At 50.2% G+C, this 22,100-nt stretch carries 21 protein-coding genes; 17 read left to right on the forward strand and 4 right to left on the reverse strand.

Going from position 1 to position 22,100, the window contains the following annotated elements; all coding sequences use genetic code 11:
• The first annotated feature begins 383 nt into the window (after positions 1–383).
• The 9 genes from HYW32_00195 to HYW32_00235 all read left to right on the forward strand — a co-directional run bounded on the left by HYW32_00195 (position 384) and on the right by HYW32_00235 (position 8,825).
• On the forward strand, positions 384–620 hold the full coding sequence (locus HYW32_00195; protein ID MBI2589444.1) for a hypothetical protein: 237 nt from the start codon (positions 384–386) through the stop codon (positions 618–620).
• A gap of 109 nt (positions 621–729) precedes the next feature.
• A complete protein-coding gene (locus tag HYW32_00200) occupies positions 730–1,314 on the forward strand; it encodes an NTP transferase domain-containing protein (GenBank protein MBI2589445.1) in 585 nt (194 codons plus the stop codon).
• A gap of 14 nt (positions 1,315–1,328) precedes the next feature.
• Positions 1,329–1,970, forward strand: coding sequence for a glycosyltransferase (locus HYW32_00205; GenBank protein ID MBI2589446.1), 642 nt, complete (start codon positions 1,329–1,331; stop codon positions 1,968–1,970).
• Entirely contained in the window at positions 1,957–3,075 is a 1,119-nt protein-coding gene (locus tag HYW32_00210) for an N-acetylneuraminate synthase family protein (GenBank protein ID MBI2589447.1), read from the forward strand. The genes HYW32_00205 and HYW32_00210 overlap by 14 nt, the downstream gene beginning before the upstream one ends.
• 16 nt (positions 3,076–3,091) lie before the next feature.
• The gene (locus HYW32_00215) at positions 3,092–4,084 is read left to right on the forward strand and encodes a class I SAM-dependent methyltransferase (protein MBI2589448.1); all 993 of its coding nucleotides are present in this window, start codon (positions 3,092–3,094) and stop codon (positions 4,082–4,084) included.
• Positions 4,081–4,797: a class I SAM-dependent methyltransferase gene (locus tag HYW32_00220; GenBank protein MBI2589449.1), complete on the forward strand. Its 717-nt coding sequence runs from the start codon at positions 4,081–4,083 to the stop codon at positions 4,795–4,797. Before HYW32_00215 ends, HYW32_00220 begins: the two co-directional genes overlap by 4 nt.
• Before the next feature lie 62 nt (positions 4,798–4,859).
• Positions 4,860–6,314, forward strand: coding sequence for a hypothetical protein (locus HYW32_00225; protein ID MBI2589450.1), 1,455 nt, complete (start codon positions 4,860–4,862; stop codon positions 6,312–6,314).
• Positions 6,311–7,816: an oligosaccharide flippase family protein gene (locus HYW32_00230; protein MBI2589451.1), complete on the forward strand. Its 1,506-nt coding sequence runs from the start codon at positions 6,311–6,313 to the stop codon at positions 7,814–7,816. Before HYW32_00225 ends, HYW32_00230 begins: the two co-directional genes overlap by 4 nt.
• 49 nt (positions 7,817–7,865) lie before the next feature.
• Positions 7,866–8,825 carry a glycosyltransferase family 2 protein gene (locus HYW32_00235; GenBank protein MBI2589452.1) on the forward strand — a complete coding sequence of 320 codons (960 nt, stop codon included), beginning with the start codon at positions 7,866–7,868 and terminating at the stop codon, positions 8,823–8,825.
• 34 nt (positions 8,826–8,859) lie between these two features.
• Here the strand turns inward: HYW32_00235 and HYW32_00240 are convergent, their stop codons facing one another.
• A complete protein-coding gene (locus HYW32_00240; protein ID MBI2589453.1) occupies positions 8,860–9,576 on the reverse strand; it encodes a hypothetical protein in 717 nt (238 codons plus the stop codon).
• 181 nt (positions 9,577–9,757) lie between these two features.
• On the opposite strand from HYW32_00240, the gene HYW32_00245 reads away from it, so the two are divergent.
• Genes HYW32_00245 through HYW32_00270 form a run of 6 tightly spaced genes read left to right on the forward strand, consistent with a single transcriptional unit; the run spans position 9,758 to position 15,208 of the window.
• Positions 9,758–10,261, forward strand: a complete 504-nt coding sequence (locus HYW32_00245) for a dTDP-4-dehydrorhamnose 3,5-epimerase family protein (GenBank protein ID MBI2589454.1) — start codon at positions 9,758–9,760, stop codon at positions 10,259–10,261.
• Positions 10,262–10,276: 15 nt separating this feature from the next.
• Complete coding sequence (locus HYW32_00250; GenBank protein MBI2589455.1) at positions 10,277–11,365, forward strand: SDR family oxidoreductase; 1,089 nt, start codon at positions 10,277–10,279, stop codon at positions 11,363–11,365.
• The gene (rfbD, locus tag HYW32_00255; GenBank protein MBI2589456.1) at positions 11,362–12,261 is read left to right on the forward strand and encodes a dTDP-4-dehydrorhamnose reductase; all 900 of its coding nucleotides are present in this window, start codon (positions 11,362–11,364) and stop codon (positions 12,259–12,261) included. The genes HYW32_00250 and rfbD overlap by 4 nt, the downstream gene beginning before the upstream one ends.
• Complete coding sequence (locus HYW32_00260; GenBank protein MBI2589457.1) at positions 12,233–12,970, forward strand: methyltransferase domain-containing protein; 738 nt, start codon at positions 12,233–12,235, stop codon at positions 12,968–12,970. Before rfbD ends, HYW32_00260 begins: the two co-directional genes overlap by 29 nt.
• Positions 12,971–12,977: 7 nt before the next feature.
• Positions 12,978–14,051, forward strand: a complete 1,074-nt coding sequence (locus HYW32_00265; protein ID MBI2589458.1) for a hypothetical protein — start codon at positions 12,978–12,980, stop codon at positions 14,049–14,051.
• Positions 14,052–14,086: 35 nt separating this feature from the next.
• Entirely contained in the window at positions 14,087–15,208 is a 1,122-nt protein-coding gene (locus HYW32_00270) for a glycosyltransferase (GenBank protein MBI2589459.1), read from the forward strand.
• A gap of 9 nt (positions 15,209–15,217) precedes the next feature.
• On the opposite strand, the gene HYW32_00275 is transcribed toward HYW32_00270, so the two are convergent.
• On the reverse strand, positions 15,218–15,961 hold the full coding sequence (locus tag HYW32_00275; protein ID MBI2589460.1) for a class I SAM-dependent methyltransferase: 744 nt from the start codon (positions 15,959–15,961) through the stop codon (positions 15,218–15,220).
• A gap of 85 nt (positions 15,962–16,046) precedes the next feature.
• The gene (locus HYW32_00280; protein MBI2589461.1) at positions 16,047–16,880 is read right to left on the reverse strand and encodes a methyltransferase domain-containing protein; all 834 of its coding nucleotides are present in this window, start codon (positions 16,878–16,880) and stop codon (positions 16,047–16,049) included.
• 89 nt (positions 16,881–16,969) lie between these two features.
• On the opposite strand from HYW32_00280, the gene HYW32_00285 reads away from it, so the two are divergent.
• Positions 16,970–19,081: a glycosyltransferase gene (locus HYW32_00285; GenBank protein MBI2589462.1), complete on the forward strand. Its 2,112-nt coding sequence runs from the start codon at positions 16,970–16,972 to the stop codon at positions 19,079–19,081.
• On the forward strand, positions 19,078–20,154 hold the full coding sequence (locus HYW32_00290; protein MBI2589463.1) for a glycosyltransferase family 4 protein: 1,077 nt from the start codon (positions 19,078–19,080) through the stop codon (positions 20,152–20,154). Before HYW32_00285 ends, HYW32_00290 begins: the two co-directional genes overlap by 4 nt.
• Here the strand turns inward: HYW32_00290 and HYW32_00295 are convergent.
• Entirely contained in the window at positions 20,117–22,093 is a 1,977-nt protein-coding gene (locus HYW32_00295) for a hypothetical protein (protein ID MBI2589464.1), read from the reverse strand. The genes HYW32_00290 and HYW32_00295 overlap by 38 nt on opposite strands.
• Between the last annotated feature and the right edge of the window lie 7 nt (positions 22,094–22,100).

Genomic DNA, 22,100 nt, shown 5'->3' on the forward strand with positions numbered 1-22,100 from the left:
CGGCACGGATCGAGTCAAAGCGACTCGTGAAAAAAATATTCAAGAAATTGCTGGCAAGCCGCTTGTAACTTGGGCATTTGAAACAAGGCCGCGTCGCAATGTACTTACACGATTACTTTAGTACTGGCGCACGCTTCGGTTGAATCACGCCCGGTTTAGGCGTAAACTCCAGACGTTTCGTTGGGAACCACCGGCAAGTCGGTGAATTTAATAGATTGGAGGAAAATGCGATATGAACGTTATCGCATGTTCCAAAGACCCTGGAGGGTTCAATAATCTCCTCCCCGTGTTGACCCGCACTCTTCCCGGAGACCGGTTTTCTCCAGTTCCAGTTGGAGAACGGCAATCTGGCGGAGCATCCGCTCGTGGCGAGCGGATGTGTTATGAAAGCAACGAATCTCGCCGAGTTGATCAATCAAGTGGTCATGGCGCTTGATGGGGATCTCGGTTCGAGAATTCTTGCTTCCCAGGAGGGCTACTACCGACTTGATGGCATGAACGCGGAGCGGTTTTGCCATCTGCTCCGGGATTTGGGGCACTGCAGCTTACAGCGTAGCGACCCCTTTCTCGTGAGGTCAGGTCTGTTCGATTGCCAAACTTACAGTTCGGTAGGTTTATAACCTACCACATCGCGGGCCTTCGGGCCCGCTTCTACGTTTAGCCCACCTTGCATCAGTCATGACATGTGCTAGCATCAGGAAAATATCCAAGCAACAAAGGAGGGATTGCGTGTCATCTCCAAAGGTCAAACGTCCAAAAATCGTTGCTGTTATTCCGGCGCGGATTGGTTCGAAACGACTTCCTAAGAAGAATATCCAAGTGATTGGTGGTCTTCCGTTGGTTGCGTGGGCCATCAAAACCGCCCAGGCAACCAAGCTTATCGACGACGTCTACGTTTCAACAGAGAGTGATGAGGTGGCCACAATCGCTCGCCAATACGGCGCCAAGGTACTTGATCGGCCCGAGGAGCTGGCCGGTGATACGATCCGTATGCAGGACGTTGCACGCCAGGTTATGACCGAGCTCGCGGATATTGATGTCCTTGTCTTAGTTGGCGCGAATACGCCTGGCTTGCCACCTGAAACGCTCGACGCCGCAATCCAAAAGCTCCTCGACCACAGCCGCTGGGAAATTCGAAGTGTTGACAAAGACGGCCTTGAGCATTTCATGTTTTGGATTATGACTCGGCAAGCCTGTTTTTGGGATGGTCTCTCCGTCTATTTTGGTGTTCAAGAAACAGGTGTCGAGGAGATTCATACACCTGAAGACCTGGAACGTGTCCGCGCGATCCTTGAACAGAAAATTATTGCATGAGACTAAGTGTCATTGTGACCAATTATAATCTTGGCAGACAGCTTGGCCGATGTTTGCGGAGCTGTTTGGCGCAAGCTTTCCCCCGAGATGAATATGAAGTCATTGTGGTCGATGATTGCTCGACCGACTTCTCGCACAATATTCTCGAGGCCTTTGGGAATGAGATTAAGGTTATCAAGCTTGGTAAGAATGTGGGTGTTGCGGCAGCTTCAAACATCGGGATTCAGCGCTCGCTTGGTATGTATGTGATTCGAGTTGACGCCGACGACTATATTAACCAAAACTTATTTCTGTTTATGAGCGAGATTCTGACATATAACAAAGATATTGGCTTTGTTTACTGTGATCTGATGAAAGTAGCTGAAAACGAACAGCAACTTGGCAAAGTCGACCGAAGTGTCTTGGAAAATTTGTATCACCATGGCGCTGGAGTAATGTTTCGTAAATCTCATCTCGAAGAAGTTGGCCTTTACGATGAAAAATTTCGCAATGCCGAAGATTACGACCTCTTAAAGCGCCTCATGAAGAGCTACACAGGTTTTCACCTACCCTTGCCGTACTATCGGTACGTAAGGCACGCCAACAATATGACCAACGATCAAGTCGGTCGGCTTGAATGGAACAAATTAGTGGAGGAGAAACATGCGACGCATTAAGGTTGGGAAGCACTATATTTCAGACGCCGATTCGGTGTTTATTTTGCCCGAGGCGGGCGTGAATCATAATGGGTCACTCAAGCGAGCGAAGGATCTCATTCAAAAGGCGGCCGAGGCTGGCGCCCAGGGCATTAAGTTCCAAACTTATAAGGCGGAGACGCTTGTTACCAAGAGTGCTCCCCGCTTCTGGGACTGGGAAGGTGAACAAAAGAAGGAGGGGACGCAGTTTGATTCCTACAGCATTCTCGACAAACTGCCGTGGCACGCCTACAAGGATCTCTCGTCGTACGCAAACGAGCTTGGCATCGAGTTTATTTCGACGCCGTTCGATGAGAAAGCGGTCGATATGCTCGACGCGCTTGGCTCCCCGGCGTTCAAGATCGCTTCGTCTGATCTCACCTACTTACCGTTTTTGCGCTACGTCGCCAAAAAAGGCAAACCGATTTTTCTCTCAACTGGCGCGGCCACGCTCGGCGAGGTTGAGGAAGCGATCCGAACGATTGAAGCGGCTGGCAATCGCCAGATCGTGGTGATGCACTGTACACTTTGCTATCCGACCGAACCGAAGGATGCGAACTTGAGGATTATTCAAACACTTCGTCGCACGTTTGGCTACCCAGTTGGCCTCTCGGACCACACTATGGGTACGGCAATTCCGCCCGCCGCCGTTGCCCTTGGAGCCAGGTTGATCGAGAAACACTACACAGTTGATAAAACCCTCGGTCTCTCCGCCGATCACTGGCTCTCGATCGACCCGATCGAACTCAAGCAGATTGTCGAGCATGTCAAACAAGTTCAAATCGCTCTTGGCACCGATGAAAAGCGAGTTTTCCCTGCCGAAGAGCATACTTACCTATACGATAAGCGGAGCTTGGTGAGCACGCAGGCGATCAAAAAAGGTGAGGAAATTACGACTTCGATGCTGACTGGCAAGCGCCCGGGCACTGGCATCCCAACCAAGTTTTTTGATCTCATCGTTGGTAGCGCGGCGCAACTGGATATTCCCGAAGACACCACGTTGACTTGGGATATGGTAACCCAGCGCACTCCACTTGAGTTTGAAACGCTTCGTTCGCCAGCGGCTCGCATTCCTGAAATCGTTTAACGCTAGGCGAGAATCTATGGCTCGAACGCAACGCGTCCGGTGTAATCTGTGTGGCGCCGCTGTTGCTCGCTTGTGGTATCAAGCGGGTGAGTTTACATATGTAACTTGCCAAGTATGTAATTTGCACTACCTCAATCCTCAACCAACGCTCGAGATACTTGTTAATGAATACTACACGGACGACGCCTACTTTTCGTGGTATTACGATGGCGGCTACACTGCTCAAGAAGAAGCTATGCTTGCAAGTTATCGGCAGACTGTGCGCGAGATTGTTTATGAGGCTGGAATCCAAAAGGGTCAACTCCTAGATATTGGCTGTGGCAGTGGCTATCTCATGGTCGTTGCCCGTGAGCTGGGGTTTGAGGTGGAGGGCATCGAGCCCGGCAAATCGGTGGCCGAGCATGGTCACAAGAAGTTTGGTCTCAAAATCCACATTGCTCCGCTTGAAGAAGTGAAATTAGCGCCCGAGAGCTACGATTTGGTGGTGATCGAAAGCACGCTTGAACACATGCTCGACCCTTTCGATACCTTGAAGCGAATTGCCCGCATACTTCGTCCTGGTGGCGTGGTGTTTATAAAAGTGCCGAACGCAAATGTTACGCTTACTAGCCGAGCAGTTCGAGCTTCAGAGATTGAGGAAAATACGCCGTTCCACACTTACTACTTCACGCCCCAAACGCTTTCAATGTTGACTCGCAAAGTTGGTCTGTGGCCAATCTCGCTTAACACCGCTCTTCATTTTTCAGTCCCGTTCCGCCTAAGACAATGGTGGGAAGAGCAACGTGAACGTCGAATGAAGCGCGGTTATGTTGTTTCCCATTTGGAACGAAAATTAAATCCAAAGAGATTTGCGTCTTCTCCAGCAACCCTGCTCGATCGTTTTGTCGGCGCCATGATCGATATTGGAGCAGTGCGACTTGGGACTCCGCTCTGGCGGGCAATTGATAGAATACCCCTAGCGCAAAAGGGTCATACAATTAGCTTATGGGCCCGCAAGGAAGTTTTATGAGCGCCTTTGATCAGGCCATTCGTTACGTTAAATACCTTACTGGTTCTCTCTCGGGTCAACGCTTGTTTGGCCAGGAATATATTGATTATCGAATAAATCACGACTTAAAGCGCGCTGACCAGCAGAAGGTCTGGGAAGAATGGGGCAAGGCTAATTATTACCAGCAAAGGGCGGCCGACCCGCCGAGCGATCAGACGATCTTCAATGTGATTAAACGCGCTCGAGCCAAGCGTGTGCTGGAGGCCGGCGTTGGTTATGGCCGAAATTTGAAACATATTCATGCGACCATTAGCCCGGATATTCAACTCGCTGGCGTTGATTTTGCCGAAAGTATGCTCAAGCATGCCCGTCAATTTCTAGGTGATATTCCGACCGAATTGGTGCGAGGTGACATTACTGACCGACTCCCCTTCTCCGATCAAGTTTTTGACGTGGTTTTTACTTCGGGCACACTTCAGCACATTGGTCCAGATTCAATCGATCAGGTTTATCAGGAGTTATGCCGCCTAACTAAAAATTATTTGGTCCTAGTTGAAGCCGATCAGCCGGGTTATGGAAATGGAAAGCTGATTGCCGAACACTGGTTTAAGGATCATATCTATAGTTACCACCACGATGAGAATTTGAGAGCGTTAGGCTGGGTGATTGAATCGAATGCAAGGCCAAAAGGGAATCCAAATGCCCGGGTTGTAGTTGCGAAACGGTTCTTATGATTGTGGTCCTGAACCCGACTGGATCGAACTCCCGGATTGAGTTTGGATCCTCTGATCCTCGAATGTACCGCACGTTGCCCGGGAACTTTTTGGCGCTCCATGAGCTCCTGATCGCCCGAACAATTCCGCATACTGTTCTTCCTTCCCGAATTCTTACCGATGTATCGCCCGACAAATTTCCAGGCGCTTGGCTCGTTGTGCCGATTGGAAAGTACTCGTTTCATGAGAGGCGGGCGCTCCACGGCCTCTTGAATCGTCTTTCAGGTGTAATTATGGTTGATCCTCGTCTGCAAAAAGAATTTCCTCCGGGGCCGCGCATCCTTCATCTCAAAGAAGATCTTGGGCAGTCACTTTTTCGTCGCTATGCAGTCAAGACACAGAAACCAAAACGATTTTCTCGCAAAACAGTGCATTTTGGCTACACGTTCGATCCTGATGAGCATGGTCATGCCGCACCTGATCAGGAACCGGAGCAATTTCGGTTACTGGCGGAATTTTTTGCCTCGACCGGCTATCCATTAGTTGTGGCCGGTGTCTCGCCCGCTGTAAAATCTTGGTCAATTGGCCACGACACCGAGGATCAGAAATGCTTGCGTTCGGGTAAAAAGATTGTCGAGTTCAACCAGTCTTATGGCGTCCGGTCTACTTTTTATCTTCGCCAGTTCATGGGCTTGGGTGATTTTACCGATCACCATTTTTATAAAATTCAAAAACCGTACACGCCACAAGAAGCGTTTCGTGCCCTTAGTCGTCAGGGCACGGAGTTTGGTTATCACGGTGAAAGCGCCACTTGGATTGCTCTTCGTGCTGGCGGATTGCCGGCCGTTGAGAGTCACGGTATCGCCTTGTCCTATCTCCGGCGTGAGTTGTCTGAAGAGCAGATTCAAGTTGGTTCAACACACATGGGTAACCACGGCGAGGTTTATCCGCAAGACTTTCGCGCGTTGGCACAAAACCGAATTACTCTCTGGCGGAACTCATTCCGTTTCAATGGTCTGACACCGATGCGACCTTATTTACTCTACGATCGTGAGGGGAATACTCTATCTGGAATCTGGGGGCAGATGGATGATGTGATCGACGATTTAGCCAATCTCACTCTGGAGAGGCCGAACCATCTTGGCCACCCGCCGCAACTCAACCAAAAAAGGTTGGAACGAGCGATCGAGACTCTTAAATCAGCTCCCGACGGCCACCTCTTCTTTCATTCTCACCCGCATAATTTTGACGACGTTGCAGGCACGCCCAAGAATTATGCGGCAGTTTACCAAGCGCTGAAGCAGGCCGAGTTTAGTAATATTACCAGTAACGAACTTGTTGGGTATTGGCAAAAACGGAGCCAGGTTGTGTTGCAACCTGTGGCGATGGGGTCTGGGGCGCGAGTAAGAGTGCGAAACAGTTTTTCTGGGCTTGTCTTGGCGTGCTACGCTCAAGCGGCGCTCGAGGACGAGACCGGTACGGCGCTTCGCACTCGCATCCTCTACCGTACTCATCCTACGATCGTTCAAGTAATATGACACTCGCGCAAAAATTTCTCACAAGTGTTTCCTGGAATTTTGTCGGTAAAATCGCGGGTCTGATTTTAGGCACGCTAAGTTCCATTGTAGTCGCCCGTCTCTTGGGCCCAGTGGCTTATGGTGAGTTAACCGTTCTCTTGGCTGTGATCGGTACTATCCCCGTCTTTCTTTATTTCGGTTTCGAAGAGTTGCTCACGATTGTGGTGCCAACGCTCGTGGCCAAACGTGAAAAAATGGCCATCCGTCAGCTAATTTGGTCGGCGTTGATTGGTCGAGTCGGGATCATTCTGCTCCTCGCGGTCGTTGTTCTCATTTTCGACAATCAACTCATGACCTTGTTTGGTCACCCCGAATTTACTCAGTACACGCCGTATATTATATTGTCGCTCATCGTGAGCGCGATCACTTCTCTTCTGATGGGTGTGGCGCGGTCTTTTTTTGCCTATCGGACGATTACGATTACTGAAACACTGGCGCAAGTTAGTCAACTGATTTTAGTTATCGTGTTGCTCCCAGCCGGTTACGGAGTGGTTGGGGTTCTGATCGCCATGCTGATCGGCCAGGCCGGGGCGGCCATTATCCTCGGTGTGAACACTAATGTTTTTCGTTCCGGTCTGGTTCGGCGGCCATCATTTCCTAGGAAGCATGTTCGGCTCGCGCTCGCGCTTTGGCTCGTTGGACTGATTGGCTACGTGCTTGGCAAGCAACTTGATGTAATTATGTTAGGCGCCTTGCGCGTGCCACTTGAAGAGATCGGTTTTTACGGTCTGGCGTTTGGATTCGCCGAGATGCTTTACGTGTTTTCGCTTGGGTTTGGAGCGATCGCCCAAAGCGCTTTCTCGGATATTTTTGGTCGATCTGGCGCGCCTGGACTTCACGTCGTCTGGCCAGTCGTGGCCAAAGTTGAGCAACTTCTGATTGTGCCGATTTATATCTTCGCAGTCATTTGGGCGCCAGTAATTTTAGAAGGACTTTACGGCCAGGCTTTCTTGGCGGCCGTGCCAATTTTCCGACTATTGGCGACACTGCGAATCGTTTATGTGGCCACCAGCGCAAGCTATGCCTCGCCCGTTTTTTACTTATTCGGGCGCAAGAAATTGGCTGTTTCACTGCGTTTCTTGGCAGGTGCGGGAAACTTTGTTGGTAACTTAATTCTTATTCCTTTTCTTGGAGTCTTTGGCGCGGTTTGGGCAACAGGTTTATCAACGGCAGTGATTGGAGTGGTCGAGGTCGCGGTCGTCTATCGTCTTCTGCGCGCTCTGCCACCGATTGGATTCTTTCTGAAATTAGTTTTGATGTTCGGTCTGTCCGGCGCCTTAACGCTTCTCTTGCCTCTCACGGGCATTTCCGCTCTTCTTATTGCCCTGTTGATATATATCGCCTTGGCCATCTGGCTTGCCACTTGGTTGAAGTTATTCACTCAAGAAGAAGCGGCGATGGTTGAAGCGGCCTCGGCCGAATTTGGGCGGCTCGTCCGAGGCTTTACACATGCAGGTAAATAGTGAAGGGTAAAGAGAGAGTTGTTAGTCACGGAAACAAAAGGAGTTAATAATGCCATCAGTTGCATTAATTATTCTCAATTGGAATGGGTATCACGATACGGCGCCATGCTTTGAGTCGCTCCGCAAAAGCCGAGGCGTCAATTTTGAGATTTATCTTGTTGATAATGGTTCAGCCAACAAAGAAGCGGCGCGGCTTGAAAAGGAATTCTGCGATCTGCCCTTGCGCGTGATTGCACTGCCGGAAAATCTTGGCTTTGCCGCCGGTAATAATCGTGGCCTTGAAATTGCGCTTAAAGCGAAGGCGAAGTACTTTTTACTTCTTAACAACGATACGATTATCCCTACGGATTTCCTCAAAAAAATGGTGACTGCGATGGAAGCCGACCCAACCCTTGGCGTTTTGGGCGCGGTCAACCTTTACGAAGCTGATCGAAAGCGGATTTGGTATACCGGCGGGTATCTTAATCGGTCGACGGCGGATTTTACCGACCCTCGGCACAACACTACTTATATACCCAGTGATCGAATTGAGCCAACAGACGACGTGGCGGGTTCGTCTCTCATGATTACCCGCACGGCCCTGGAACAAGTTGGCCTCCTTGACGAACGATTTTTTAATAACTTTGAGGAGAGCGATCTTTGTTTGCGAGTTCGGGATGCGGGTTACCGAATTGCCTGCCATATGGGCGCTTTTATCTACCATAAAGTTTCGGCCGCGACCGGTAGCACAGGGCCCGCGAAAATCGATATCAATGAGTATTTCTTTCATCGCAACAAAGTGCTTTTTTTGCGTAAGCATTGGTCGTTTTTTGCCGGCGCGCCAGTTTTGGCTTGGCATTCGATCATGAGTTTGCGTCGGTATCGCTACGCTCGTTCTCGTGGCAACCGAGCCGCCCCGCTTATTCTTTGGGGTTTGCGGGATGGTTTTAAGCAGAACTACTGGAAGGGTAGCCTCCCTGCGATTATCGAATGGCGCAAATCTTTTCCTCAACAACCGGTGAAGGCATAAAAAAACCACCCAGTTTAGCCTGGGTGGTCACTGGTCAGGCCAGTATCAATTTCCCCTTCCCCCCACTCGCAAGCCAGCCGAGGAAGCGACAGGTCGCAAGGCAGGAGCGACCATCCTTGAGCAGGAGCGCCTCCTGCCAAGGAATAAACCGACTGCCGAGAATCTTCTCGGCCATCCCCTTGCTGGCCGCTCGATACAAACCAGAGCGGAGCCGGAGTCGACCCTCTCGCTCTTCGAGCTCCTGCTCGAGCATCTCGAGGGCGAAGTAGTGGGTGCCCTCATCGTCCCCGCCCGCTTCCAGGATGGTCGGTTGCGGGTTGCCTGGCCCGCCCGGCAGTTTTTTGATCCGCTCCTCGAGACGAGGGAGATCAGCCAACTCTTCGGCGACCTCTTCGGTCGCCGCTTCGAAGTGAGTCTTGCCGGGATCTAAGAACCCTTGCGGGTATTCCCCGATCGCCTTTCCCAGCGTTGCCCTGGGCTGGTCGACAACGCCAAGATAGAGTTGATCGCTATACCAGGCGTACGGGACAGTGACCGCCCCGCCTCCGCCCGGTTCGCGCCAGCGGAGCGTGTCGTAACCACCTGGGTCCCAGCCATAGGTAACCTGGATTTTCATCCTGTCGTTTATTAGGCGTGCCGAACGCACTGGGTTGGCGTACGACTCATCATTGATTTCGAGGCGCCAACCGCGTTTTCCCTGCATCTCTAACGGAATTTCCGCCAGAGTCTGACTGATCAATGCTTCTTGCATGACGCATCGATCCCCCTTCTTGTATTTATTCAGGCTATAAAGCCTAACCTGATTCTAGGGGGGGGTGACTATTTGTCAACGACAAAAATGACTTTATCAAGGTAATCCACTTTTTCGGCTTGCCAAGTTGGTTAGCATAAGCTAACGTCCAGAACAAAGCTTAAAGATCAAAAGGAGGCGTATGAGCTCGACGGCAACAGCTGAAAAAGTCAGTCTGATAACTCACCAATCAGGGGCAATTGATGATGTTAAGGTCGTTGACCTGACGATGCATCTTGATGACCGTGGTTATTTGTACGAGATTATCCATCGCACCGATCCGTACATTGCGAAGTTCGGCCAGGTATATCTAGTTGGTAATATGACTCGCGGCACGATCCGTGCCTTTCATAAGCATGAAAAACTGTGGGACTACTTTTGTATCGTCCATGGTTCAGCCAAGTTCGCGTTGGTCGACGATCGCCCGGATTCATCGACCTATGGCAATATCCGAACGATTGTTTTGAACTCAAAAAAGCCCCAGATGATCGTTGTGCCCCCCGGCGTGCATCACGGTTGGATGGGGCTTGAAGACGACACGATTTTGGTTTCAGTTGGAAGCGAAGTCTATAATAAAGATAATCCAGACGAAGAACGAGTCCCGTTCGACTCGTTTGGTTATGATTGGTCGGTAAAGTTTAAGTAATACCGAGGAGGGAACATGATCCTGGTCACAGGTGGAGCTGGCTACATTGGCGCAGTCGTTGTCCACCAACTCTTAGAGCGAGGCGAGGCAGTTCGGATTTTTGACAAACTTTTCTTTACCGAGGCGCCGCTCAAAGGGGTGCGTGACAAGATTGAGCTCGTCCAGGGCGATATTCGAACGATTGACCCCTCTGTTCTTGAAGGAGTAACCGCGATTATTCATGCCGCCGGACTTTCCAACGACCCGACGGCAGAATACAACCCGCAGGCGAACCACGAAATGAACACGGTCGCGACCGAACGTCTGGCCAAACTCGCTAAAAGCATGGGCATTAAGCGATTCATCTTTGCCTCGTCATGTTCGATTTACGACAAAGGTTTTAATGCCGAGGATATTCTGCAAGATGAAACGGCTGTGCTCAAACCTCGCGCCGCCTACTCGGTCTCGAAGTACCAGGCCGAGCAGATTCTTCTTAAAATGGCTGACGAGCATTTTAAACCAGTTATTTTTCGCCAAGGGACAGTCTATGGCTATAGCCCTCGGATGCGCTACGACCTGGTGGTCAATACATTCGTTAGAGACGCGCTGACCAAAGGTCGACTGACGGTTAACGCCGGTGGCGAAATGTGGCGGCCACTGATCGACGTCACCGACATTGGGCTTGCCTATCTAACCGCGCTAACAGTGCCAGTCGATAAAATCGGTGGGCAGATTTTCAATTTGAGTTACAAGAACTATCGCGTTCTTGAGCTTGCCCATTGGGTCCGTGAAGCGCTCAAAGACGAGGCCCATATTGATATCGACGTGGACTACACCAACTACAACACCCGTTCCTACCGAGTTTCCACGACGAAGACCGAGCGACTCCTCGGTTTCCGGCCCAAGGTTTCCGTTAAAGACTCGGTGCTCTACATGATTGAAAAAATCCGTGAAGAAAAAAAGACTGACTTTGAAAACCCGATTTACTACAACATCAAGTGGATGACATTCCTCGATGAAACTGAACGATTGCTCAAAAAAATCGGCAGTGTCTATGACTTACCCGAGGCAGACAAGGCTACTCTTGGCGCAAAACTAGCAATTAAAGAGCCAGTCACCAAATGAAGGCTCGCCCGACCATGATTATAGGAGCGAACGGCGCGCTTGGCTCCGATTTAGTACTTGCCTATGGCAACGAAGCTTTAGCCGTGACGCATGCCGAGTTAGAAGTTGGTGATGAATCGAGGGTGCAAGCCTATCTTAAAAAAGCGAATCCCCAAGCGGTAATTAATACCGCGGCTTATCACCAACTAGATGAGTGTGAACGCAACCCCGCTCAAGCTTTCGCCGTCAATGCGCTTGGCGCTTTATATGGAGCGCGCGCGTGCGCTGAAATTGGCGCCAAGTTTCTTTATGTGAGCACTGATTATGTCTTCGATGGCGCTAAGCAAAAACCTTATCTTGAAACTGACAAACCGAATCCAGAGAGTGTTTATGCCGTGAGCAAATTAGCCGGCGAACAATTTGCCCTTCATTACAACGACAAAGCTTATGTCGTCCGCACTTGCGGTCTCTATGGTGCCACGCCTTCGCGTGTTAAAGGCACAAATTTTGTTTTGACGATGCTCAAATTGGCTCGTGAAAAGGGAATGGTCTCGGTAGTGGACGACCAGTTTATAACGCCAACCTCCACCCGCGACCTGGCAAATCAAATTAAGCGCATCCTTGAGGATGGCCAACCGGGTCTCTACCACGCAACCTCGGCCGGGAGTTGTAGCTGGTACGAGTTTGCCGAAGCTATTTTTGTCGAGGCGTCAATGTCAATTGAGTTGAGGCGTAACCAAACTGATCTAGCCACTCTCGCTGTCAAGCGTCCCACCTATTCTGTTTTAGAAAATCAGGCCCTTAAAGATCAGAGGATCGATATCATGCGTTCCTGGCGAGACGCGCTCAAAGACTATCTGCGCGATTTACTAGCCTCGCAATCTCCCCATGCCCCATCCGAAGCTCTCGCGGCTTGAAGCCTACGTCGCTGGCCGTTTCGATGATCTAGCAGGTAATGCGGAGATGTTTCCGGAAGATCTCGCGCTAGATGATTGGCAGTGGCTGGCAGTTGTTAAAGTACTCGCTCCAATCAGCGGTCAGACTGTGCTCGATGCCGGTTGCGCTAAGGGGAAGTTCGTCGCTCGCCTTGAGGCGGAAGGAGCGAAAGCGATAGGAATCGACTTGAGTCCGGCTCTGCTTGCGGCGGCGCGAGCGCGCGGATTGAGGGCTAGATTTCTTGAAGGATCAGTCACCGCCTTGCCCTTTGAAGATGAGTCGTTTGACGCGGTGATTTGCATTGAGGTTTTAGAACATGTGCCGGAACTTGAGCGCGCGCTCAAAGAATTAGGTCGCGTCTTGCGGCCTGGCGGCAGTTTGGTGGTGATCGACAAAAATAGGGCTGGGCTTCACCCCGAGTGGCCGTATCCAGCCGCCCTTTATAAATGGTGGGGAGAACGCAGAGGGCGCTGGATGTACTCACTTGACGCGCCGATTCAAGAGACATGGTTTACCGCAAGTGGATTGAAAGATATGCTTGCAAAACAAGTTGGCCCAACCGAAGTTTCGTTTCCTCGCCGTTTTACTCGGACCTTGACCGCTCGACTAACTCGCCTGTTACCTCTTTTGTCGTATGATCTTTTGTGGCATTCACAAAAACGAGTAAAGAATACATCTATTAAAGAATAACAGACTTATGAATTGCCAAAAGATCACGAAGTGGCTACTCGATTGCCAGTTGACGGACGGCCATTACGCTGGGGGATTACTTGAAGGCGAAGACGTGCGCACCGGCAACTACGAGTTCGTTTATTTTGAAACGACCGGGTATCTCCTCACTTATTTAGTGAATGAATACCAGGCAACCCGTGAGGAGATTTTTTTACATCGGGCCAAGCAGGCCGTTCAATTTTTGACCGCAAATCTTACCCGTTGGGGACTCCCCTACACCCTTGATCCAAAGAGTAGCAAGCTAGATCGCCGAGTATTCACCTTTGATAACGCAATTATTATTAGTGGACTCTTGGATCTTTTCACTGTTACCAAACTAACACGTTATCGGGCATTGGCTCTATTGATTTCCAGGCCGTTGATTAAATCGATGATTCGCACTGATGGGACTGTGCGGGCGTATCGTGATCTTCAGACAGGGCGAGTGACGCATTCGGGCACTGATTTTGCCACCGACGAGAGCTGTATTCATATTAAGGATTCGATCGCGCTCTTAAAGCTTGCACGGGCCACTGGTCGAGGCAAATATCGTACACTGGCTGAACGGCTATTGGCGACCGCGCCCAGCTTTCAACGGCCAGACGGCAGTTTTCTGGTGCATAAGAACGGTAGTTTTGTTTTTTCCCATGCTCACTGCTACGCCACCGAAGGTTGTCTGTATGGTTACTTATCAACTGGGAGCAAAGAGTATCTCAAATGGGCGTGTGCCGCTGGCGATTACTTGAGTAGCGCTCAAGCCTGGACGGGGGGCATCTACCAATATGAACGATCTGGTCAAACAGCGGCTGATGCTACATCTCAAGCGATCAGAATTTGGCGCTCGCTCGATTTAATCACCGGACGTCCCGCGTACGGAGCCAATATTAAGCGAGCATTGGCTTATCTTGATCGAATGCAAGCCGCTCAGGGTGGGCTTCGCTATACTCAAGGTCGCTTTTTGGGTCGCTCTCCTATCCTTTACACCTGGGTGTCGATGTTTGCCCGCTCCGCTCAATGCTTGACAGGATCTCCCGCGCCGCTCATCAATGAGATCTACTAATGGGCTCGTCTTGTAATTCTCTGCAATGCATCCTCATGATTCCGCACGGAACCGATCCGTTTGTCGTTGTTCGGGGCGATGTGCTGGCTGACGCCTTGGGTCGGAAGCAGGGTGTCACGGCCTATACGCTCAAAATCAACTCTGGTCAACCCAAGACGCTCGGCGAGAAGGTCAAGTTTTTTTTTAGTAATCTGGCACGGCCGATTTCAGTCGTGCAAAACGACCTCAAAGATTACGATGTTATTGTTCCCTATCTCTTTTTACCCGTTGCGCCGTGGTCGATTTGGCTGATCCGGTTTTTCGCCCGCTGGCAAGTAAGCCGCGTGATTCAGCTTATTCAGCCAAAGTTCGTAATAAATGCGTCTTACTTTTCGTTTTCGGTTACTCCAAGCCGTTACTATCGCCTAATCTACGACCTGGTGGATGATTTCGACGGCTCACCGCGTGAAGGTTGGTTCGATCGATCAGTTCGTCAATTTGTGGGGCGCGAACTTAAGTCGGCTGATGAGATTTGGACGATCTCACTCGGCCTCATGTCTAAACTTAAGCAGGTTGGCTACCAAACGATTCGCTATGTGCCGAATGGCACCACGGTTGATAAATTTCGCACAGTTTCTGATACAAAAATTTCGGCCCTTCGGCGCAAACTTGGAGTCACAAATAAAACTGTGATTGGATACATCGGCAACCATGCTTCTTGGTCTGGGATCGATTTTGTTCTTGATCTCGCCCGAAAGGTGCCTAAAAATTGGATTTTTCTCGTTGTCGGTGGTGGATCAGAAGTCGACAAGCACAAAGCGACTGCGCCAAAGAACATGAAATTTATAGGGCCAGTTTTACCTAGCGAAGTCGCAACCTATTTCCGGTTGACTGACATTGGCATTCTGCCATTTATTCGGATGCCGTTTACGGATAATGCGCTTCCAATCAAAGTGATCGAATATGGCGCGGCCCGCAAGCTCTTAATCGCCGAACGTCTAACCGAGTTGCAACGTTTAAGATTTCCTCACGTTGTATTTCCTAAACGCCGGTCGGTTGCCGCCTGGTTAGCCGCCTTGAAAACTACTCGCCGCACGCGGTGGCAGGCAGGCTGGGATCAAACAATTGAGGCCTTTGACTGGAACGAAATTGCCAAAAAGATCCCGCTTGATTATTAGTAAACACATCTAATGCTTGGGTTTCCAAATCTCAATGACAGTCAGATGCCCGAATAAAGAGCGCGCCAGGTGGTGTTTAAGCGTATTGCGCCCAAACAGGTTCATGAGTCGCTTGCCGAGCGGTAGGAACCACCAGCCGACAACTGGGTTGTATGACCAAACTTTAGCCTGTGGGATTTGGGCGATTTGAACGAGGCGCCGGGCACGGGCTGGGTGGATATCATCTTCATAGCCGTAGACCCAGCGGCGAGTGATAATTAGGAGCGCTTTGGCGATTGTATAGGGCAGATCGAGTGGATTTGGCACGAGAATAAACGTTACGCCGCCTGGCTTGGTAGCTCTATACATCATCTTCATGAGCGCGAGCTTGCCTTCATCGACAAAGTGTTCAATGACGCCGCCATTCCAAACTAAGTCGTAAGCGCCAAGAGAGTGTTTGAGCGCCAGAGCATCATCCTCGATAAGGGTTACGGGTAGATTCGCTTTGGCAAAAGCCTGACTTGCGAACTTGAGGGCTTTTGGCGAGAGGTCGAGGAGTGAAACTTGAGCGCCGGCGCGAGCGAGTTCGAGCGAGCTTAAACCAGAACCAGCGCCAACTTCAAGGACTGTTCGACCCGACCAATCTGGATATAGCGCCTTGACGGTCTCGACGTTGGCTTCGTTATCAACGCCGCTATAACTTTTGGGATCATAGTCTTGGGAGACAGCGTCCCAAACTTCAACAACGTCAGCCTGTTGGTACTGATTTGCCATAAATTAAGGGTAAAGAGCAAAGAGTGATGAGTAAAGAGGTGCGTATGTGCTCGGTGCATTTGCAATCAAGTTGATCTGGTGCTTGTTAAATAGCGGCTGGAATTGGAGTGTGTTCGCCGCGCTCGGCGACGAGAAAAATCGTTTGGCGGCCAGAGGGCATGAGTTGAGAAGCTAGATAAAGCAGTCTGCCAATCGGTGATCGATCGGGGCGGTACCAAAAGGTCATTGCTTCGAGTGTAGTCAAGCCTGAATCGGCCAGGAGGCGTTTGAGTCGGCGAATATCATAATAAACGATGTGACCCCAGAGCCCATCCTCGCGATTTGCCCGACCGTCACCCCAATAACCCAAATCGCCATTGCCGCGAAGCAAGCTCAAACGTGAGCCAAGACTGGCTAAATTGGGAGTCGTGAGAATTATAATCCCGTTAGGCGCTAATCGATCGCGGATCGCTTCAAGAGAACGCAAGAGGGTGGTGTGATCGAGATGTTCGGCAATTTCTGTAAACAGAATCACATCATAGATTTTGTCGCCATACAGCTTTTCATCCTCGGTGAAATCAGACAGTTCGAGCTTAATTTCATACTCGGCGAGCATTTTTTTGAGAGTTTTATTTTCAAGATATGGGCTGGTCGGAGATTCAAAAACAGTCCAATCGATCGGATAACGCTTAGCTAGATAACTGGCAATTGCGAAATCTTGGTGACCGCAAGCAAGTCCGGAGGCGTTCAGAATTCGGAGCTTGTCCTTGGATCTGATTCGGGCAAAATGCTCAATCGCATCGATGCTTTTAGCGTGGCGAATTGCGCTTGAATGCGCCCAGGATCGAGCTAAGGCGAGGTTAGCCTGACCGACAATTTTGCGTTCTACCAAATAGCAGAGAGGTTCAATTTCGTTAATGATGGCTTGCGTTGCTGACATATTGGCACACCGTTATTTACGCGCGGGGCTCTTTACGACTATGGGGTTGCTTCGTTACGCTCGCCACGTCACATGTAAGGTAGTACAAGATGAAACGAAGTACAATCATTGCGAAACGCCTGACGATCGGTCTTGATGGTCGAGCGTTCACTGAGCCACTCACCGGTCTGGGCCAGCTAGCGGCTGAAATTATTCTTGAACTTATACGCCGTCGGGATCGAATTATTATCTTTACAGATCAGCCGCCGCTTCCAGTTTATCGACGCTGGCTGGGTCGATCGGTGCGGTGGATCATTAGGCCCGCGCCTTTTCGCTGGTGGTGGGAGCTATTCACTTTGCCTCGTTTACTCCGTGCTTACCCCGTTCAGGTTTATCATGCAACTGGCAATCAGGGCGCGCCGCTCTTTGGATCAACGCCATCGGTGCTGACTGTTCATGATTTAATTCCGCTCCGTCGCGCAACATCAGGCTCGCTGATCGACCGGCTATACGCTCGTTTTGTAACTCGCCCGCTTATCGCGCAAAGCGTACGGCGCGCTGTACGCATCACCACGGTTTCACGTGCGACTCGGGCTGAATTGGTTGCTCAATTTCCGGCCATAACGCTTGAGAAACTTTCGGTCGTCTACAATGGTTTGCCGACTCAAACTTATCCCGCGCTCGGACCAAAAAATAATTTTCATCTGCCCTTGGGTCCATACCTACTCTTTTTTGGCGGCTTCGACCGACGCAAGCAGATTCTAGAGCTCATCGAAGCTTTTGAAAGTATTGCTCGCAATCAGCCCAGTCTTTCACTTATTTTAGCGGGGCAGAAGAATCATTATTTCGAAACTGAAGTCGCATCTCGTTTGGCGCGCTCGTCTTTGGCGAGGAGAATTATTTGTCCGGGCTACGTCGATGACCGCACGCTTAATCGTCTCATTAAAAAGGCGATCGCGATTATTTATCCGTCGGCGGCCGAAGGTTTTGGTTTGCCGGTACTGCGTGCTTACGCCGCTGGCAAGCCGCTTGTTGCAACTGATCTACCATGTTTTCGCGAACTTCTTGGCTCAAAAGCGCCGCTCATATCATTGCCCGTCACGCCCGCCTCACTTGCCGCCGCGCTTGAAACGACTCTCGCGAATCCCGCAGAGAGCGCTCCAGTTAGAGATTCAAGGTTCTCCTGGCGTCGTTCGGCGCGTTTATTTCGTACGCTGTATCAAGAGGTATCAGTTCGAACGCCGCGCGTCGAATCGGCTTTGCGCCACCTTGCCACAACCTCGCAAGTAAAAACCCAACAAGTTTCCTTAATCGCAACTTTTTGGAATGAGGCTCACAGTATCGAAGCGTTTATCGATTCGATTGCCGCCCAAACTCGTCGACCCGATGAAGTTGTTTTAGTTGATGGCGGCTCAACCGATGACACTGTTGAGCGCATTCTAAAACGCAAAAAGCGAGAAAAAAATCTCAAAATTCGTCTTGAGATCGTGCCCGGAAATCGATCAGTTGGTCGGAATCGCGCGATCGCGCTTGCCCGCTATCCAATTATTGCCGCGACCGACGTTGGTTGCACTCTCGCCCCAGAGTGGCTCGAAGAAATCATTCAGCCATTCGAGGAAAATCAGGCGACAGTTTGGGTGAAGGGCTGGTATCAAGTATTGGCGCACACGCCTTGGCAGAAAGTTATTGGTATCTTTCTGGTGCCGCCGCTTGGTCGAGTCAATCCAGTCAACTTTTTACCTTCGACGCGTTCAGAAGCATTTACAAAAACGGCTTGGGCGCTGGCGGGCAAATTCGACCCACGCTTGAATCACAATGAAGACACCCCCTTTGCCCTGGAACTCCAGCGCCTCGGTGGCCATTCTGTCTTCACACCCTTTGCCTACGTTTATTGGGAACCGCCCGCGACGCCAACTGCAATGTATCGGGTTCTGCGACGTTACGCGGTGGGCGATGGCGAGTCCGGCGTCTGGACACTTCAATTTACTATCGCTTCTTTGCTTATCATTTTATCCTTGGGATTGATTACTCTAGGCTTACTGGGCTTGCAGTTCGCTTGGTTTGGGTTGGGATTGCTTTGGCTCATTTATCTTTTCGCGGTCTATCTGGATCACCCCAGGCTCCATTTGGCGGATTGGTGGCGGGTGGCGATTACTCGAATTCTGATTCTCGTCGCCATTATTAGCGGCTATATCAGTGGCTGGAGGAAAAGAATCAGATGAAAGTTCTTTTTCAGTGTCGAAAAAACTTAAACACCTACGCTGGCGGTGATCGCGTGCAAATTCTTGCTACTCAAGTCGCCTTGAAAAAATTAGGTATTGAGGCTCAACTCTCGCTCGGAGAGCCGCCAGCTTTGGACGGAATTGATGTGGTGCATGTTTTTAATCCGCTCTTGGTCTCCGCGCGAATTCTCAAGCAGGCAAAAATCGCTGGCGTGCCAGTGGTCGTTTCCTCAATCTTTTGGCCAATGGGCGAGTATTTTCGTGCTTATAAAGATTTTACCCGTACCTTGATAACACTCCGACCCACCAACTGGGTTTCTGCCAGTCTTGAGATGGGCTTGCGTTATTTAACTTATACCTACGCTTGGAACCCATTTATCGAACATCGCCTCACTCACTTTTTGTCGCAGGCTGATCTTGTCCTGCCAAATTCAAGCGCGGAAGGCGAGATGATCGAGTCACGGTTAAAGGTTAAAACTCCTTGGCGAGTTGTGCCGAATGGCATCGATCCACTCTTAAAAGTAAAAAAGATGGTTTCACTTCCCTCTCTCTTGAAAAAAATAAAAAACTATATTCTCTGCGTCGGTCGTCTGGAGCTCCGAAAAAATCAGCATCTTTTAATTCAGGCGCTTTCGGGTATCCAGGTTCCTCTCGTTTTGGTGGGTAATCGAACCGTGAGCCCAAGTTACACCCGCGTCTGCGAAAAATTGGCGCGCCAGCACAATCAAACGTATTTTATCGATCATCTACCTCAAGAAGCTTTGCCACTTGTCTACCAGCGAGCCCGTGTCCACGCTCTGCCTTCATGGTATGAAACGCCCGGACTTGCCTCGCTCGAAGCGGCGCTGGCCGGTTGTCGCATTGTGACGACCTCTACAGGCGGCCCGCGGGAATATTTCGGTAAAGAAGCATTTTATTGTCAGCCGAACGATCCTGGATCAATCAAAAACGCAGTTTTACAAGCCCTAGCCGCTCCCATTTCATCTCGGCTTCAAGAGCGAATCAAGTTAAACTATACTTGGAAACAGACTGCTATCAAGACATTGGCAGGGTATCGGGCGGCACAACGCTAATCAGCCACCCGACTTCCAATTCTTCCATAAAGGTAATGCCATCGGCAACCGGTCGGAAATTTTCTTCGTAGATTCCAAAGGGCGCATCGGAGGGGACAGAGTAGGTAAAACGAAAAGTTCCAACCTTGCCCGGCTCAACACGACGTTCTTGTAAGCGGATTCGATTTGAGCTCAACCAGCCGCTGGTTTCAATCGCTGATCTTGAGAATTTATTCAAAGCCGGTATGCGATCTTGAGGCAGATTCGTGGCCAAATGCACTAGATCATCATCCCAATACGTGCTCCCAGTGTTTTTAAGAGTGACTTCAAAAGCAAGCGTCGTGCCAGGCGTTACATTGACTTCGCGAGCTGATTGTTGCACAAGCTCGGCATGATAAGCTGTGGCTTCGAGCAAGGGCGGTGTAAGATTAATACATTCGGCAAAAACCGAATTAGAAGTTGTAAGAACCGCTTGGTCATTTAAGCGATAAAGTTGGCTGACACCATCGATGTAGATCAACTCGACGCCAGCGAGAGTCTTGAGGACATTGCCAACGCAATCGAGGTCGCTTGTTGAGGCCTTCCAGTCGGGTTTGAGGAGAAGAGCATATTCAATGGGATAACCATAACCGGTGGTAAAGAATGACTCGCCAGTGAAGATTGCTCGTTGCGTCATTGGTCTTTGCAGAGCCGATAAAAAGTAGGTGGAAACGAGGGAAACATTGCTAATGATATGCTCATCTTGCTGAATAATTGCCTGCAAGTCAGAGACAGATTTCAAATGTTCCAAGGTCATATAGTTAGAGCCGGTGGCAATCCGAGCATTCATTTCTTGAGCGTATGGAATTGGGAAAATCAAAATTGCCGTCACAAGCGTTAAGGCCAACGGGCGCGCTTTTATTTTTAATAAAGCATTCAGCCCGATCGCGCCAGCGACCGCCAAAAAAGGGATCGATTCATAAAGAAAGCGACTCGGGTAAAAATAAAAACCGACCCGCGGTAAAAATGATAGGGCGAAGCTCACTAGCACCCAGGTGACTGAAAAGATCAGTGCTTGACGTCGCATTTGATTGTTTTTTTTAATCACAACGCCGAGGCCAAAGAGAGCAAGGAGTGAAAGGGGTAGACCAAGAGCGACGACGTAACCAGGCAGAGTGATGAATTCGCGAAACGGCCCAGGCTCCCAATAGGTTGGGACACTCACAATATACTCAATTGTCTGCCAAGGCGCTCGGATCAATTCCGGCCAACGCCAAAGCGCCACTCCGTTTGCCACAACGAACACAAAGATCAGCCACCATTTTCTGCGGATCTTATGCAAGAGCGTTTTCCTCTCCGGCCAGGCGAACATGAAGAACGTGATGACGGCAACCGGTACAAAAAGCATAAATGAGAGCGATTTATGAGTGAGATACAGTAAGATGCCAGTTAAAAGATAGATCAGCAAGACGGCACTTAAGCGTCTTTTGCGTGTCAGAAAAAGCGCTACACAGCCAACAATTAGAAAAGCGAGAAAATTAGCCAGAGTTGCGCTGTTAATCAAAAAAAGCATGCCAAATGAAGTTGCAAGGAGAATTGGGATAGCGGCGATCAAGCCATCAAGACGTTTTGCGAGTAACCCTAAAACAGTCGCAATCGCAACCAAAATTCCGAGTTCGAGCAATGAAAAGAGCGGGTAATCAAAGTCGAGTTGCCCACCAGTGAGATACCAGAGTCCACTTAAAAGCGCGACCGGCAAGGGGCTTTCATACGGCACGCGACCATAGGGCGCAATTCCTTCGTGAGTCGGCAAGAGCCGATGGGCGCGGACAGCTTCAACGGCATCGATGATGTAGGTATTGGCATCGGCGCCGGGCGGCGTTGGCTTACTGAAAGTGGGCGTTAGAATCAACCCGGCCAGAATTAGACTCAAGCCAAATAACAACCACTCAACGCTTATTTTACGAAGCGCTCTTATCATTGAGCTA

It is taken from the genome of Candidatus Berkelbacteria bacterium, assembly GCA_016187225.1.
In the GTDB taxonomy this organism is placed as follows: Bacteria; Patescibacteriota; UBA1384; order JACPKC01; family JACPKC01; genus JACPKC01.